Here is a 16,621-nt window from a genome sequence, read left to right as displayed (position 1 = left end):
AAGCATATTCTGCATGCAAAGATTTTCATAAAGTTAAGGAATGCTCCGCTTTTTTTCGTTATTTCGCATCTTAATATCATGATAATTTATAAAAACATGGCGCTTAGAAAATTATACTTAGCAATAGTAATAATCATTATAAGTTTACAGGTAGAAGCTCAGATGTTACCAATGACTGGAATTCCAAGTCAATTATTAATGCGCTCTAATAATTCTTCAAACAATATGGTTCCCCAGGGAACTAGTAATAGTTCTAAAAGAAGTGTCACTTACAGCACTCAACAAAAAAAGTTAAGAGATAGCCTGATTACAAATAGAACAAATTTAGATTTAACTGAAGAAATCGATACGGCAATTGTTAATTTAAGAAAGAAAATTTTCGGTTTTTCTATTTTTAATAATAAAATAGGAGTTTTTGAACCGAATCTAAAAATTGCAACTCCTATTAATTATATAGTAGGTCCGGAGGACGAGCTAATTGTTGACATAAATGGCTATTCTGAAGAACACTACAATTTAATTGTAAGTCCGGATGGTTATGTAAAGATCAATAGAATCGGAAATGTTTTTGTAGCAGGCTTAACTATAGAACAAGCAAAAACTAAAATAATAAACAGGCTATCTCAAATTTTTATTGGACTTAAACAAGGCGCAACTAATTCAACTCCTAATTCTTTAACTGCTAGTGTAACCTTAGGCAATATACGTACCATTGGAGTGACTGTTCAAGGGGAGGTGATGTTTCCAGGTACATACTCTGTACCATCTCTGGCAAGAATAATGAATGTTTTATATTTAGCTGGAGGACCCACTGAAAATGGAACTTTTAGAGAAATACAATTAATTAGAAATAGAAAGTTAGTAGGAAAGGTAGACTTATATGACTTTTTAACATCAGGCATTCAACGAAATGATATGATACTACAAGATCAGGATATCATAAAAGTTGGTGTTTATAAATCAAGGATAGAAGTAAAAGGTAAAATTAAGCGTCCAGCTTTATTTGAAGTATTACCCAATGAAAACTTAGAATATGTCTTATCAAATTTTGCAGGGGGATTTACAGAAGATGCGTATAAAGAATTAGTTAAAGTAACAAGATATACGAGTCGTGACAGAAAATTAATTGATATTAATGCAGAAATATATAATTCATTTTATCCTCAATCAGGTGATTTAATTCAAATCGAATCAATAGACAAAGACAGATTTGAAAATAAAATCACGGTGATTGGAGAGGTATTCCGTCCGGGTGATTTTGCCTTAGATGGCAATGAGTCGGTATTGAAAGTTATAAATCGTGCCGGTGGTTTAAAAGAAGATGCCTTTTTAGATCGGGTACTAATTGAGAGAATTAATGACGATTTGTCAAGAACAAATCTTTCTGTAAACCTCAAAGATATTTTGAGAGATAAATCAAAAGATGTTGTGTTGAGACGCGAAGATAAAATTTCAATTTTCTCAATATTAGATTTGCGCGAAAAATATACGGTTACTATTCACGGCGAAATTAATATTGTTAAGAAAGTAAATAAATCGAAGGATCCAGATAAAAACATTTCTAAAGCGGGAGTTAAATTTTCTAATGAAAATTCACAAGGAAATAACCAAAGCAATACTAACAAACTACAAATTAAAAGCAATAATCAATCACCAGAGGCAGATAATTTAGAAGAAGAAGACAATATTAATATTGATACTGAGATTGCAAATGAATTGAAATCTGATAACATAAGTAACTCCTTAATCAATAGACAAGTTAAACTTACCTTGCCATATGTAGAGAATATGACAGTAGAAGATTTAATTTTAAAAGCAGGAGGATTAAGGGAATCTGCTGCTACAGGGTTCGTAGAAATTGTGCGTCGGAAGAAAAATATTGGACTAGACAGCCCTAACTTAATTAATTCTCAAATAGCTGAAATTGTAAGATTCGGTATTAGTAAAAATCTTCAGTTAGACGTTACGGCTTCATCATACAAGCTAATGCCATTTGATGAGGTTTTCATACGAACCTCTCCAAATTATGAGCTGCAACAGTTCGTAACCATGCAGGGACAATTAGTTTTCCCTGGAGTTTATGGATTAGAAAAAAAGGACGAAAGATTATCTGAACTTGTCGCTAGAGCAGGTGGTTTAAACAACCAAGCATATCCTCAAGGTGCCAAATTAATTCGAAAAAATGTTCTTACTGAATCAGAGAAAACTCGAAAAAAAGAACAGTTGAATCAAATACAAGATAACTTCAATGGAGTAGTAATTAAAAACGATGAATCCATTACAAAAAATACTGAATTGATTGGCATTAATCTTTTGGCAGCAATAAATAATCCAGGTGGGGAAGAAGATTTGTTTTTAAACGAAGGTGATATTATTGATATACCTAGACAACCTCAGACGGTTAAGGTTACAGGGGAAGTCTTATATCCTAATAGTGTAAAATATAATGAGGGTAAATCATTTAAAGATTTTATATCAGAAGCAGGAGGATTTACATCCAATTCAGCAAGAAAGAGAGCTTATGTTTTGTATTCAAATGGCTCAGTTAAAAGAGCAAGAACATTTCTATTTATTAGATATTTCCCTAAGATAGAAAGAGGGGCAGAAATTATTGTTCCTAGAAACATTAAAAATGCAAATTCGGCTCAACAAGTTTTTCAGTTAGTTTCTGTACTAACAGGTACTGTTACTAGTGTAATTGGAATTATTACACTTATCAAAGCAACGGCAAATTAATTATGGAATTACAGCAAGATCAATTTTCATTTAAGCGTCTTATTTTAAAATGCCTTTTGGTTATTCCTTATGTTAAGGAAAATAAAAAAGTATTATCTATTGGAGCTTTTATAGGTTTATTAGTTGGAGGTGGGTATGAATACTATAAAGTACAAGATGTAAACTTTAAAACTGAAATCGTATTTGTTGTTGATGGTGATAGTGGAGGTAATGCCGGTGGTTTATTGGAATTAGCAAATTCTTTTGGAATAGGTGGAGGAATGGGAAGTAATGCATCTTTATTTAGCGGTGAAAATTTTAAAGAGTTATTAAAGACAAAGTCTATATTCAGAAAAGCCTTGCTAACTAAAATTCGCTATGGTAAGAAGGAAGGAATCTTTGCCAATATATTTTTAGAAAAGTCAAGAATAGGAGAGTTTGAATGGAAAAATCGTCCGGAAGATTTCTACAACCATCGTTTCAAAACATCGGATATAAATAAATTATCTGCTCAAGATAGAAATATACTTGATGCGTTGTATGATTTTCTTAAAGGTCAGACGGTTATAATAAATGATAACCCTAAGTCTACATTTCAAACACTTACAGTTGAAACTAGAGATGATACTTTATCCTATATCTGGGCTAAATTATATCTTAAGACAGTTACTAATTTTTACATAGACACTAAAACTAAAAAGTCTCAGGAGTTATTAGTATTGATGGATAAAAGAGTTGATTCTTTGCGATCTGCATTATATTATACTCAAGGTAAATTGGCAAACTATAATGATCAGAACCAACAAATCATTTTTCAAAGAGCTAGAATAATTGCAGAAAGATTGCAATTATCTTCACAACAGCTTCAAGGTATGTATCTGGAGTCCGTTAGAAATTATGATAATCTTAAGTTTTCTTTAGCCAAAGAAACACCCTTATTTACAATTATATCAGAACCTGAAATTAGTACTGTTGGTATACGGCATTTTTATGGTCCTATTACTTTAATTGGTATAATTTTGGGTGTTTTCCTAAGTAGTTTTGTGCTTAATGTAGTTAGGATATACAAAGAAATGATGTCTAAATAGATTCATGAATAAAATAATATCCAAGTTTAAGGAAATAAGTCAGGATTATGAGCTCTTAGTTATTTTAGCTAAACGTGATATTTCTGTTAGATACAAACAAACAATTTTAGGTGTAGCTTGGGCTGTTATACGACCTATGGCCACGATGCTTGTTTTTTTATTTGCATTTAAAAATGTAGCTAATATTAAGGATTTCTCAGGCTACCCAATTCAATTAGTGATATTTTCAGGAATACTATTTTGGAATTACTTTGCCAATGGATTTCAATCAATAAGTCAGTCGATTTTAATAAATGGCAATCTTATTTCAAAAGTCTATTTTCCTAGATTGATTATTTGTATTTCTAGCCTAGCGGTAACATTAGTTGATTTTTTAGTTGGTCTATTCGTTTACATCATTTTACTTTTGGGGTTACACCAACCGATACCAGAAACAATTATTTTTTTACCATTAGCATTAATAATTACTACCATATTTAGTTTAGGTCTTGGTTTAATTTTTGCCTCATTTGCTGTAAAATTCAGAGATTTATTGCAGGCAATACCTTTGATAGTACAATATGGTTTTTTTATTACGCCAATTGTATATACGTCAAATGAATTTATCACCAAATCTTGGTTTCCTTTTTATTCATTTTTAAATCCTTTAGCTTCTTTTGTAGAATTATTCAGATTCTGTCTCATATCAAATTACTCCCTATTTTCTTTTCAATATTTTATTATTGCAGGATTTACTAGTTTGATAATATTAATCATTGGACTTTGGATATTTGATATTCGGGAAGACTCATTCGTTGACCACTTGTAAAATGAATATAATTGAGGTTGAATCAGTTTCAAAAAAATATAAATTAGCCACACAAAATGAGGCTAAATCACTTAGGAATGGATTTACAGAATTTTTTAAATCTACTCCAAAAGAAGAATTTTGGGCTGTAGACGACATATCCTTTTCATTAAAAAGAGGAGATAAGCTCGGGATTATAGGTAATAATGGTGCGGGTAAATCTACTTTGTTAAAAATATTAAGTCGGATAACTAAACCTACAAAAGGACATATTGATGTAAGAGGTAAGGTAGCTAGTCTTTTAGAAGTAGGTACAGGATTTCATCCAGAATTAACCGGAAGAGAAAATATATTCCTCAATGGTGCGATATTAGGCATGTCTAAAGCAGAAATCTCATCTCAATTTGATCAGATCGTTGAATTTGCTGGAAATCAAATAGCCCAGTTTTTAGACACTCCTGTAAAACGTTATTCATCTGGAATGTATGTTCGTTTGGGTTTCGCTATTTCTGCTCATTTAAATCCTGAAATACTAATTGTTGATGAAGTTTTGGCTGTTGGTGACGCGGATTTTCAAAAGAAATCTCTTGGTAAAATGAAAGAGGTTGCAGCCAATGATCGTACCATTCTATTCGTTAGTCATAATTTGACTGCAGTTGCTAATTTATGTAATAAAACTTTACATTTAGAAAAAGGTAAGGTAAAGCAATTTGGAGAAACTGGCGAAGTAATCAATAATTATATGGCTAATATGCAGCAAAATGTATATGAGCAGCATTTTAATGATTTCGCAAACGCCCCAGGTAATGATATTGTTAGATTAAAATCATGTACTCTTGTACCCAAATTGTTTGAAAGCCAAACGTATATGGATGTCAGAAATTCTTTTTCTCTAAATATAGAATTTTGGAATACTCTGGCTAATCAAAATTTAAATATCAGTTTGCATGTTTATGCAAGTACAGGTGAATGTATTTTTAATCTTAGTACACCAGTAAGACAATGTCAAATAGGTGTTATTCAAGCTAAAACTGAAATTCCTGCAAATTTCATGAATGATGGAAGTTATTTAATTTCCTTTATGGTTGTGAAAGACAAGTCAATTGTATTGCACAATTTTGAAGAAGTGTTCAATTTCGAGATTGCTGATCATCGAGTAGATACGACATGGTATGGCAAATGGCCAGGTTATGTTCGACCTAATTTTGATTTCCCAATCGCTCAAATTTCTAATTCAATTTAAATATGCTTCATGTAACTAAATCATTTCTTCCTGATTTAAAAGAATATGTCGCATATTTAGAAAAAATATGGTCTTCTAATCATCTAACAAATGATGGGCCTTTATTACTTGAACTAGAAAAGAAGTTAGCTGAATTTTTAGAAGTAGAACATCTTATTTTTACTGGAAATGGTACCATTGCCTTGCAGTTGGCATTAAAAGCGTATAACATCACAGGGGACGTGATTACTACACCATTTTCCTATTGCGCAACTACAAATTCATTACTTTGGGAAAATTGCAATCCGATTTTCGCTGATATTGACCCCGTTTCATTAACAGTTGAAAGTTCTCAAATTGCTTCAAAGTTAACATCGTCAACTAAAGCCATATTGACAACACATGTTTACGGTAATGCTGGTGATTTAGAATTACAGGAAGAATTAGCTAGATATGCAGGAATTGCATTGATTTATGATGGAGCCCATGCCTTTGGTGTGAATTATAAAGGAAATTCAATTTTCTCATATGGCGATATAACTACATGTAGTTTTCATGCGACTAAAATTTTTCACACTGTTGAAGGGGGGGCTGTTATTGTTAAGGATGCCAAAATCGCTAATAAAGTTCGTGAACTAAGAAGTTTTGGGCATAAAGGCGACGTTTATTTATCAGCAGGAATAAATGGCAAAAATTCTGAATTTCATGCAGCTATGGGCTTAGTTAATCTAACTCATTTCGAAGAAATCAAATCACATCGCCAACATGCTTGTGAATTATATGATTCTAAATTATGTAATCAATTACAGAGGATTCAATGGAATGCTGATCTTAAACGAAATTATAGTTATTATCCGATCGTCTTAGCTTCAGAAAATGATCTTAATCAAATTGTTGAAAATTTAATAAATGAAAATGTTACACCTAGAAGGTACTTCTATCCCTCTTTAAATACATTACCTTTTGTTAATGCCCCATCTTGTCCAGTTTCAGAAGATATTTCTAAGCGCATTTTATGCTTACCACTTTCTGCTACTATATCCAATGAGGAGATAATTAAAGTAGTCGATATTATTAATTCTTATTACTCCTAAATCTTATGTATTTCATAGTATTCATCACTTTTGTATTACTATGTATTAAAATAGCCTCTAAGATTTCTAGTAAAATTTTTGAGGAAATATTTATCATTGGCTATATACTATATAGTGCAAGTATTATACTTTCGGGGTATATATTATCAGAACTAAATATTTGGAACAGCACTATATCATGGTCAATAGTGCCTTTTCTTGTTATCATTGGTTTTCTTCAATTATTCTCAAATTCAATTTTTCAAGCTGAGCGGCTAAATGCTTCTTCATTCAAAATAACTGGTAGAGCTATACAAAAATTCCATGAGGTCTATAAGTCGTCAACAAAAACTGAAAGACTAGCCTTTGCCATCTTATTAGTTTCATTTATTTTAATTCATTTGATACAACTATCTATTACTTTCTATTCACCACCAAATGAATGGGATAGTATGACGGGGCATTTAAATCGGATTCTATACTTCTTACAAAATGGATCATTTAAACACTTTATAGGTACTAATTGGAATATTGATACATATCCTAAAGCTTTCTCGTCAATACAAGCTTATCCATTTTTAATGTCTAATTGGAATGAGCATTTCTTTAAGCTACCCAATATGTCGGCATATTGGATTCTATTTATAGGAACATATGGTATATTAAAAAGATTATCTGTACCCTTTATTATTCGGGTATTCTGTGCTTCAATGGTATTATTCGTACCTATTGCCATTATACAATCAACATCAACAGATACAGATATCGTATTAGCAGCTTATTTAGTATCCTATGTATATTTTCTATTTAGCTTTAAACAATCGCAGCAAACACTATATTTATATCTAGCCGCTATTGCTTTTTCTATAGCATTAAGTCACAAAATCACTTTCGTTTTTTCATTTACGCCATTGTGTATTCTATTAGTCTACATAGTAAGAAACATGACTTTTTTATCTTGGAAATATAGTTTAAAACACTTTTTATTAGCCCATATATTTTTCATTTTAATAATTACGTTACCAACTGGCTATATCAGTAATTTAAACTATTATGGGCACCCCATTGGCCCAACAACTGCTACCCAACATCAATCGATCGAAAGAGCTGGTAATTTTAAAAATTTGTTAGCTCATGGTAGCCGGAACTTTATTCGATACAATTTAGATTTAATTAATTTAGATGGTTTGCGAAATATTGGTGTTGTTGAAAATTTTCAAAAGTCATTAAAACCAGCTTTAAAGCGAATAGATGAAAAATTAAAAATTGGCCTGGAACAAGAGACATCATTTACCATTATTCCATTTTCGTTTAATCGACGATTCGAATTTTACAATGGCACACCTATTTATGGAGTTATATTTATCATTTTAATTATTCCTTCTATTATAGTCTTATTCTTAAGAAGAAGTAAAAGCGTTTACTACTTCTTTATTGCAGCATTTCTATTACATATGCTAGCTCTTTCATTTACTGCACCATATGATCCCTGGAAAGGAAGATATATGTTAAGTTCTTTCGTGTTTGTTATTCCAATTTTAGGAAACTGGTTAAATCAAAACTCACTGTTTCAGAACAATAGATTAGGTAAAATTTATTTAATTGTTTCTTCGATATTAATTTCATTTACAGGTTTAAGCACCATAATTTTTCATAAAAGAGCATTACCATTTGGAGCATACAATAAGCCGTCGATTTTTAAAATTTCTCGAATGGAAGCATTAACCATTTCTAGGCCTGATATTTATCAAGCATATGCTAAATACGACTCTATTGTACCATTAAATGCCACAGTTGCATTAGCAACAATTAATGATGATTATGAATATCCATTGTGGGGTCCTCATTTTTCAAGAAGATTGATACCAATCAACCCATTTGAACAAGGACTGCAGAAAATACCTTTGAAGGCTGATTATTTATTTTTTGCTAAATCAGTAATTAAGCCAATAGCAGGGGACATCCGCTTAGGTACTAATACCCATATAAAAGAAGGTGTAATCGTACCAGGAGAAGATTACTACATTCGTAAATTGAGGTGAGTCTGTATTAAATGACTAATGGTTGTTTCAAATTACTGACGGTTCTCAAAATCATTTAGTTTCTGATAAATTGCACCTGAAATGAATATAAAGGAAAATATTGCAGAAGGCTTAAGGTCAATTAAAGGTAATTTGTTAAGAACGATCTTAACAGCTTTAATAATTTCATTGGGGATCACATCATTAGTTGGTATACTAACAGCTATAGATGGTATACAAAGTTCCGTAGATAATTCATTCTCTGGCTTAGGGGCAAATTCCTTTGACATTCGAAATAGACCAGCAAATCAAATAAGACGGGAGGGACAAAAAGAGAAAAGATTCAAGAATATAGATTATAGACAAGCCTCTAGATATAAAATACTTTTCGCACCGAAAGGTAAGGTTTCATTAAAAACCAATGTGTCAAATAATGCTATCGCCAAATATTTATCTAAAAAAACTAATCCAAATACTCGCTTAATAGGAATAGACGACAACTTTATAGAATTAAAAGGTTATAAGGTTGGTGGCGGAAGAAATTTTTCAACCAATGAATTCACTAATGCAGTAAATGTCTGTTTGTTAGGTGTTGATGTTATTAACCAACTTTTTGAAAAAAAGAATCCTATAAATCAAGAAATTTTAGTGAATGGCATAAGACTCAAAGTCATTGGTATTCTTGCTAAAAAAGGAAATATGATGGGTGGAGGTGATGACCGAGTTGTCATGGTACCTTTAGAGACAGGTCGTAAAATGGCTGTAGGTCGTAATTTGACATTTGATATCACAACATCTTCAACTAAGGTAGAAAACCTAGATAATTTCATGGAAGAGGCGAGGGGCGTCATGCGCAAAGTGCGAATGGATCCAATTACATCAGAGGATTCATTTTCTTTAGATAGATCTGATTCTATTGCTAAAAGTTTCGAAAGTATTACTTCTAGTTTACAATTAGGTGGTTTTGTGATTGGATTTATTACATTACTAGGAGCATCAATTGCCTTAATGAATATTATGATGGTTTCAGTTTCTGAAAGAACTAGAGAAATTGGAATTAGAAAATCTTTGGGAGCAACCCCTTTTAGAATTTTACAACAGTTTTTAATAGAAGCTATTGTTATTTGTTTGATTGGAGGAATAGGGGGAATCATATTAGCTATTCCCATCGGAAACTTAATTGCACAAGGAATAAGTTCAGGAGCTGCAAGTTTTATTATTCCTTGGTTATGGATGACAGTAGGAATAATTATTTGCGTTTTAGTTGGCTTATTTTCAGGAATTTACCCTGCATTTAAAGCTTCTAAATTAGATCCTGTGGACGCCTTACGATACGAATAAATCAATTATAATTTAATAAGGACTTGATTTAGATTTGAATTTGCCCTACTTTTACAGAGCAATTAGGCCAATTGGTTTGATTTAATTGCCCAGATGGCGGAATTGGTAGACGCGCTGGTCTCAAACACCCGTGGGTGCAAGCCCGTGCCGGTTCGACTCCGGCTCTGGGTACAAGCCTCTCAAGAAATTGAGAGGCTTTGCCTTTTTAGAGCTTTTGGGTAATTGATTCCTTCCAATACGAATAAGCATCTAAAGTTTTTGATAACAATTCTACTTTGGGTTCATAGGTATTTATTCGTTTAATATTAGAAACTGCCTCTTTAGCAGAATGATAATAGCCTAAACCAAATCCAGAACCGAGAGCAGCTCCAAAGGAACCATCAGACTCCAATAAATCTACAGATACATTTGAAGCATTGACTAAAGTAGATGTAAAAACATCACTTAAATACATATTGGCATAACCAGCTTTCAGTTTATTCGCTTTTATTCCTGTTGCGTTTAACATTTCGATACCATAAGCCATAGAAAATGCAATTCCCTCTTGGGCAGCACGAATCAAATCAGCTTTACTATGTTGGTTGAAATCTAAGTTATCAAAACTCGCACCAATATTTCTGTTTTGAAAAATACGCTCTGCTCCATTACCAAAAGGCAAACAAACAAGTCCACGAGAACCGACAGGTGATTGACTCGCTAAATTATTCATTTGATTATAAGACAAATCTGAAGCTATATTTTGACGGACCCAACGATTAAGAATTCCGGTACCATTAATACACATTAAAACTCCAACACGTGTTTTATCTTTGGTATGTGTAACATGGGCAAACGAATTAACACGATTCATTTGATCAAAAGTTAGCGAATCACTTACTCCATAAACTACTCCAGAGGTCCCAGCAGTAGTAGCAATTTCACCAGGCTCCAAAACTCCCAATGAAAAAGCATTGTTTGGCTGATCCCCTGCCTTATATGTGACTTGAACTTGGTGATTTAAACCAAGTTCCTTAGCAACATTAACTGCTATGATTCCATGATTTGAAAATACAGGTTGAACATCAGGTATCATACTTGAATCAAAACCAAAATAATCCATTAATGGAATTGAAAGATCATTAGCTTTAAAATCCCAAAATATCCCCTCAGACAACGCTGAATTTGTTGTAGTAAATACATTCGTTAATCGTCCAGCAATGAAATCACCCGGTAACATGGCTAAATGTATCTTTTCGTAAATTTCTGGTTGGTTAATTTTAACCCAAGCTAATTTTGATGCTGTAAAATTACCCGGCGAATTCAACAGGTTGTTTTCACAATACGATTTCCCAATTCCTGCATAAGCCTCACTTCCAATTTCAATTGAACGAGAATCACACCAAATAATTGATGGCCTCAATACTTGGTATTCTTTATCAATTACAACCAATCCATGCATTTGATATGAAATACCAATAGAAACAATATCCTTAGGATTATACGATTTAGAAAAGTTAGCTTTTAATATAGCTTGTTTAACACAAGTCCACCAATGTTCTGGATCTTGTTCAGCAAAACCAGGTTCAGGTGCTGATATTTCATTTTCTATTTCAGGGTATGAAGTAGAATAAATTAATTGTTGGTTTGCTGCGTCAACAACACTAACTTTAATCGACGATGTACCTACATCAACGCCACACAAAAGCATAATTTTCAGTTTAGATGTTACAAATAATCATACCAAGTTACCAAGTTAATCCTCATTTTAATCTGTCTCTAGTGAAAATTGAGATCAATAAAGGTGAAATTTTTTCATTAATTGGTAAAAGTGGTTCAGGTAAAAGCACAGTCGCAAAAATTGCTGTTGGTCTAAATCTATCGAATGACTCATCTATCAAGTCAAATGGCTTCGAAGTAAATAATAACTCAGAAAGATTGATTCCTCAATTTATAGTAGCGGGTTATGTTCCACAATCACTTCATTTAAAACCGCATCATACCGTTGAGGATTATTTAAATTTTCTATTTCAAAAAGAAACTGAGCTTAATAAAACCAAATTAGTCAAATTGTATATTAAGATGTTTCATATTCAACATCTATTAAAATCAAAGATTCAAATGTTATCTGGAGGGGAAAAACAAAAAATAGCCTTGATTGAAGCAGTAAGTAAACCAATTGAATATTTGATTCTTGATGAGCCATTTAGTCAATTGGATACAGAACAAAAAATGGAATTTTCAACTATTTTACAACAATTAATTGAAAGCAGGCAAATCCCATGTTTATTGATTAGCCATGATTTAAGTGATATTATTCGCTTAAGTCAAAAGATTGGAATCATGGAAAAGGGGAAACTAATCTTTCAAGGGAATAGGACTAAATTTTGGAATTCAAAAAATAAAATAGCTCTAAGATTGAAAGATGCCATGATCTCATGGAAACAAGCAACGGATTATTGGATTAATAACCAGCATACGATTTAAGTTGGCTTGCATTCATAGACGTCTTAGCCACTAACTCTTCCAAGGAAATTTGATATAAATCTGCCAATTTTTGTGCTATAATAGGAATATAACTTGGACTATTGGGCTTACCGCGAAAAGGTACAGGGGTGAGGTAGGGGCTATCAGTTTCTAAAACAATATGATCCAATGAAATATTTTTGATATCCTGAAATAAAGTTGAATTTTTATACGTAATAACACCGCCTATACCTAATTTAAATCCTAAGCCGACCAATATTTCAGCTTCACGAGCGTCACCTGAAAAACAATGAATAATCCCTCTCAAATCAACATACTCTGGTTTTTTCAATATTCTAATTAAATCTGCATAGGCTTTTCTACAATGCACATCTATCCAAATTTTATGTTCTAATGCCCAGTGGCATTGCATTTCAAAGGCAATAATTTGTTCCGCTTTAAATGTAGTATCCCAGTAATAATCAAGACCAATTTCACCTATTGCCAATACTTTCTGTGTATCTAAAATGTTCTTGAGATTTTCTAATTCAATCAAATAGTTCTCTTTAACATAAGTTGGGTGTAAGCCGATCATCGGCAAGGCAAAATCAGGATATTTTTTTGATACAATAATTAAGTCTTTCCAGGACTCAGAATCACAGTTTGGCATCCATACTTCTTGAACACCATTTGCACGAATTTCAGCTATATGAGCATCTATGTCATTTAAAAAATGTGCGTCATATAAATGGGCATGCGTATCGATCATAATGCTTTCAATAAATATTTTTCTCTTTTACAGAATTCGAGTAATTCCGGTAATACCACTCGTAATCGTGGAAACGCTTTAACACTATCATGAAAGACTAAAATACAACCAGGTTTAATTGACTGCTTCGCCGACCGTAATATATCACTAGGAGATAAATCCTTATTATAATCTCCAGATAAATATGTCCACATATATACGGGCTCCAGTTGACTGATTTGGTGATAAATGTAATTAGTTATTCTTCCATATGGTGGACGAAAACCTACAGAATTAACACCAAAACTATGAATTACATCTAGGCAACTTTGGTAATCATGCATGTAAGATTGATGTTTATACTTCCAAGCATTCGCATGATTCATGGTATGATTTCCGATACTATGGCCTTTATCAATAATTACTTGAACGAGCTCAGGATGCGCCAACATATTTTTTCCAATACAAAAAAAAGTAGCTTTGAATGAGTAAGTATCTAAACAATCCAACACAAAATTGGTAATTTCAGGTGTAGGACCATCGTCAAAAGTAAAATATACCTCGCGAGAATCATCTTTAGTCTGATATTGCCACGTTAATTTAGGCAAGACCTTTCGAATTATAGCAGGGATTTGATGAATGAACATACGCGAAATTATCATGCAAAATACAAACCTTAGTGCAGAAAAAATAATATTAGGCATTGACCCTGGTACTCGGTATTTAGGTTATGGTCTGATAAGAACGCACAAAGATAAAGTTACCATTTTGCAGTATGGTGTCCTTAATCTAACTAAGTACACTACTCAGGGCGCCAAGTTTCTAAAAATACATGAACGCGTTTTGCATCTATTAGAAGAATTTATGCCAGACGAAATAGCGATTGAATCGCCATTTTTTGGCAAAAATGTACAATCAATGTTAAAATTAGGACGTGTTCAAGGTATGGTCATGTCGCTTTCATATTCTAAACAAATTCCCATAACAGAATACGAACCTAAAAAAGTGAAACAATCAGTTACCGGAAATGGAAATGCATCCAAAGAACAAGTTTCCAAGATGGTTGAAATTATTAGCGGTATCAAACTAGAAAGTAAACTACATGATGCTACCGATGCACTGGGCATTGCTATTTGCCACCACTTTCATTCGAAGAATTTAACTTCATCTGTTAAAGGTACGCAGAAGGGTTGGGGCGCTTTTGTCAATGAAAATCCTGATCGAATTAAATAGAATTATATTGATTTAATAATTCATCTATACTTTCACACGGAGACAAACAACGATCTCCAATGCAAAGCAAAAATGCATGTGACTGATCTACAATAGGTACCCACGTAACACGTAATTGAGGCAATTCATTTTTTGCATAATTACTTGGATTATATTTCACCAAAGCTTGCGGATTTTCCATCCATTCAGAATATACTCTAAGCCAGTTGGCATGATAAAGTGGATTGGCTGCTGCTTGTTCAAGAACAGCGGCCAACATATCTTTTGCTCGTAAAGTATATGTGACATCGTTTAACAAAATACCAGACCAAAAGAATAATTCACAAAGCATTGAATTAGAAGCTGGTATGACCGAGTCAGTTATCTCGTACTTATTAGAAATCAATGCTGCGTTCAAATTAGATTGAAAACTAAATAAATAATTCATTTGGTCATGATTTTGGTATACCCCATTAACTATTTTTCGTAGTTTTTCTAAATAAATTACTTTAGCCGTTTCATTATACAAATGAATTAAAAACAATCCATAAGAACCATAATCATCTAAAAATGCATAAATCGGTTGATTTGAATATGAGATTTGATGTAATAATAGATTGTTTTTTATATCCCAAAAGCCAATCATTGATTCCTCTAATGCAATAGCATTTTCTAAGAATTTGTGATTATTCAAACCTTTACTCGCCTGAACTAAACCAGATCCTAACATGGCGTTCCATGCCAATAATAATTTTGTATCCGTTTGTGGCCTAATTCGTTTAGCCCTAACAGTTGCCAATGTTTGTAGTTCCTTCTCATAAACTACATTCAAAACCGAATGATTCTTGAATAATATATTTTTATTTTCTTCCCAATTACCATTACGCTTGATTTGAAAAGCTTGATAGAAAGGAGCATGCTTTTCATAGGGTATAATAGAATTTAATTCTTCAAATTCCCATACATAAAATTGTCCTTCAATGCCTTCACTATCAGCATCTAGCGATGCGAAATACAAACCAGAACTATCCCTTAATTCACGATTTAAAAAATGAATTGTTGAATTAACTACTTCTTCAAATAGTGGATTTGATGTTCTTTGAAATGCTTTTGAATAGACATAAACTAATTGTGCATTATCATACAACATCTTTTCAAAATGAGGGCAGAACCATTCAGAATCAACTGAATAACGAGAAAAACCACCACCCACCTGATCATAAATACCTCCTTGAGCCATTTTTTCTAGTTGTCTTTCCGAATGTATATATACATCAAAATTAGTGTCTAATTTTTCAGGGAATGACTCAATAAATAAGGTTAATGAGGGGAGGGGGAACTTGGGAGCTTTTTGAATACCCCCAAAGATAGGGTCTAAATACTTACTTATTTTTGCCAGAACCTCAGGAATAATTGGTGTTAATTCATTCAATTCAACTGGATATAAACCAATGGATTTATCTTCTAAATTGGCGGCAAATCCATCAGCTGATTGCTGTAACTCATCTTTGTGATTTTGAAAAGCGGATTGAATAGAGTTTAACAATTGAAGCCAATTTGACTTAGGAAAATAGGTGCCACCATAAAAAGGTTTTTGGTCTGGCATTAAAAATACGTTCAATGGCCAGCCTCCAGAAACACCCATTTGATGCAACGCATCCATGTAAATATGATCAATATCAGGTCGTTCTTCACGATCTACTTTAATACAAACAAAATGTTCGTTCATTAGATCAGCCACTTGTTGATTTTCAAATGACTCATGCTCCATGACGTGACACCAATGACATGCTGCATAACCAATACTTAATATAATTGGTTTATCTAGTCTAATCGCTAAATCTAATGCTTCATTTCCCCACGGTAACCAATGAACCGGGTTATCTTTATGTTGCAATAAATAAGGACTTACTTGGTTTTGTAATTGATTCATCACGTAGATTAAAATAGATTAGTACTTTTGTGCAAACAT

13 protein-coding genes and 1 tRNA gene are annotated in these 16,621 nt (G+C 32.6%); 10 read left to right on the top strand and 4 right to left on the bottom strand.

Annotation, left to right across the window (positions count from 1 at the left end; all coding sequences use genetic code 11):
* Window positions 1–96 precede the first annotated feature (96 nt).
* From U0R10_RS03905 to U0R10_RS03870, 8 genes are all read left to right on the top strand, one after another.
* Window positions 97–2,736, top strand: coding sequence for an SLBB domain-containing protein (locus U0R10_RS03905; RefSeq protein WP_377982643.1), 2,640 nt, complete (start codon window positions 97–99; stop codon window positions 2,734–2,736).
* 2 nt (window positions 2,737–2,738) lie between these two features.
* Window positions 2,739–3,803: a hypothetical protein gene (locus tag U0R10_RS03900; RefSeq protein WP_377982642.1), complete on the top strand. Its 1,065-nt coding sequence runs from the start codon at window positions 2,739–2,741 to the stop codon at window positions 3,801–3,803.
* A gap of 4 nt (window positions 3,804–3,807) precedes the next feature.
* Window positions 3,808–4,611: an ABC transporter permease gene (locus tag U0R10_RS03895; protein ID WP_377982641.1), complete on the top strand. Its 804-nt coding sequence runs from the start codon at window positions 3,808–3,810 to the stop codon at window positions 4,609–4,611.
* A gap of 1 nt (window position 4,612) precedes the next feature.
* Window positions 4,613–5,833 (top strand): ABC transporter ATP-binding protein, encoded by a 1,221-nt coding sequence (locus U0R10_RS03890; RefSeq protein WP_377982640.1) that lies wholly within the window; start codon window positions 4,613–4,615, stop codon window positions 5,831–5,833.
* A 2-nt stretch (window positions 5,834–5,835) separates the two neighbouring features.
* Complete coding sequence (locus U0R10_RS03885; protein ID WP_377982639.1) at window positions 5,836–6,906, top strand: DegT/DnrJ/EryC1/StrS family aminotransferase; 1,071 nt, start codon at window positions 5,836–5,838, stop codon at window positions 6,904–6,906.
* Window positions 6,907–6,911: 5 nt separating this feature from the next.
* Window positions 6,912–8,927, top strand: coding sequence for a phospholipid carrier-dependent glycosyltransferase (locus U0R10_RS03880; protein ID WP_377982638.1), 2,016 nt, complete (start codon window positions 6,912–6,914; stop codon window positions 8,925–8,927).
* Window positions 8,928–9,008: 81 nt separating this feature from the next.
* Window positions 9,009–10,247, top strand: a complete 1,239-nt coding sequence (locus U0R10_RS03875; RefSeq protein WP_377982637.1) for an ABC transporter permease — start codon at window positions 9,009–9,011, stop codon at window positions 10,245–10,247.
* 87 nt (window positions 10,248–10,334) lie between these two features.
* A tRNA-Leu gene (locus tag U0R10_RS03870) sits at window positions 10,335–10,418 on the top strand.
* A gap of 34 nt (window positions 10,419–10,452) precedes the next feature.
* On the opposite strand, the gene U0R10_RS03865 is transcribed toward U0R10_RS03870, so the two are convergent.
* Window positions 10,453–11,934: a xylulokinase gene (locus U0R10_RS03865; RefSeq protein WP_377982636.1), complete on the bottom strand. Its 1,482-nt coding sequence runs from the start codon at window positions 11,932–11,934 to the stop codon at window positions 10,453–10,455.
* A gap of 71 nt (window positions 11,935–12,005) precedes the next feature.
* On the opposite strand from U0R10_RS03865, the gene U0R10_RS03860 reads away from it, so the two are divergent.
* Complete coding sequence (locus tag U0R10_RS03860) at window positions 12,006–12,710, top strand: ATP-binding cassette domain-containing protein (protein ID WP_377982635.1); 705 nt, start codon at window positions 12,006–12,008, stop codon at window positions 12,708–12,710.
* Here U0R10_RS03860 and U0R10_RS03855 read toward each other — a convergent pair.
* Both U0R10_RS03855 and U0R10_RS03850 read right to left on the bottom strand, forming a co-directional pair.
* Window positions 12,688–13,458, bottom strand: coding sequence for a TatD family hydrolase (locus U0R10_RS03855; RefSeq protein ID WP_377982634.1), 771 nt, complete (start codon window positions 13,456–13,458; stop codon window positions 12,688–12,690). The two genes, U0R10_RS03860 and U0R10_RS03855, sit on opposite strands and share 23 nt — an antisense overlap.
* On the bottom strand, window positions 13,455–14,084 hold the full coding sequence (locus U0R10_RS03850; RefSeq protein WP_377982633.1) for a polysaccharide deacetylase family protein: 630 nt from the start codon (window positions 14,082–14,084) through the stop codon (window positions 13,455–13,457). Before U0R10_RS03850 ends, U0R10_RS03855 begins: the two co-directional genes overlap by 4 nt.
* Here U0R10_RS03850 and ruvC point away from each other — a divergent pair.
* Window positions 14,077–14,670: a crossover junction endodeoxyribonuclease RuvC gene (ruvC, locus tag U0R10_RS03845; protein ID WP_377982632.1), complete on the top strand. Its 594-nt coding sequence runs from the start codon at window positions 14,077–14,079 to the stop codon at window positions 14,668–14,670. The two genes, U0R10_RS03850 and ruvC, sit on opposite strands and share 8 nt — an antisense overlap.
* Here the strand turns inward: ruvC and U0R10_RS03840 are convergent.
* Window positions 14,663–16,582: a thioredoxin domain-containing protein gene (locus U0R10_RS03840; protein WP_377982631.1), complete on the bottom strand. Its 1,920-nt coding sequence runs from the start codon at window positions 16,580–16,582 to the stop codon at window positions 14,663–14,665. The genes ruvC and U0R10_RS03840 overlap by 8 nt on opposite strands.
* Window positions 16,583–16,621: the final 39 nt, after the last annotated feature.

The organism is Aquirufa avitistagni (genome assembly GCF_042715545.1).
Classification (GTDB): Bacteria; Bacteroidota; Bacteroidia; order Cytophagales; family Spirosomataceae; genus Aquirufa; species Aquirufa avitistagni.
This window is presented reverse-complemented; position numbering and strand designations above follow the sequence as displayed.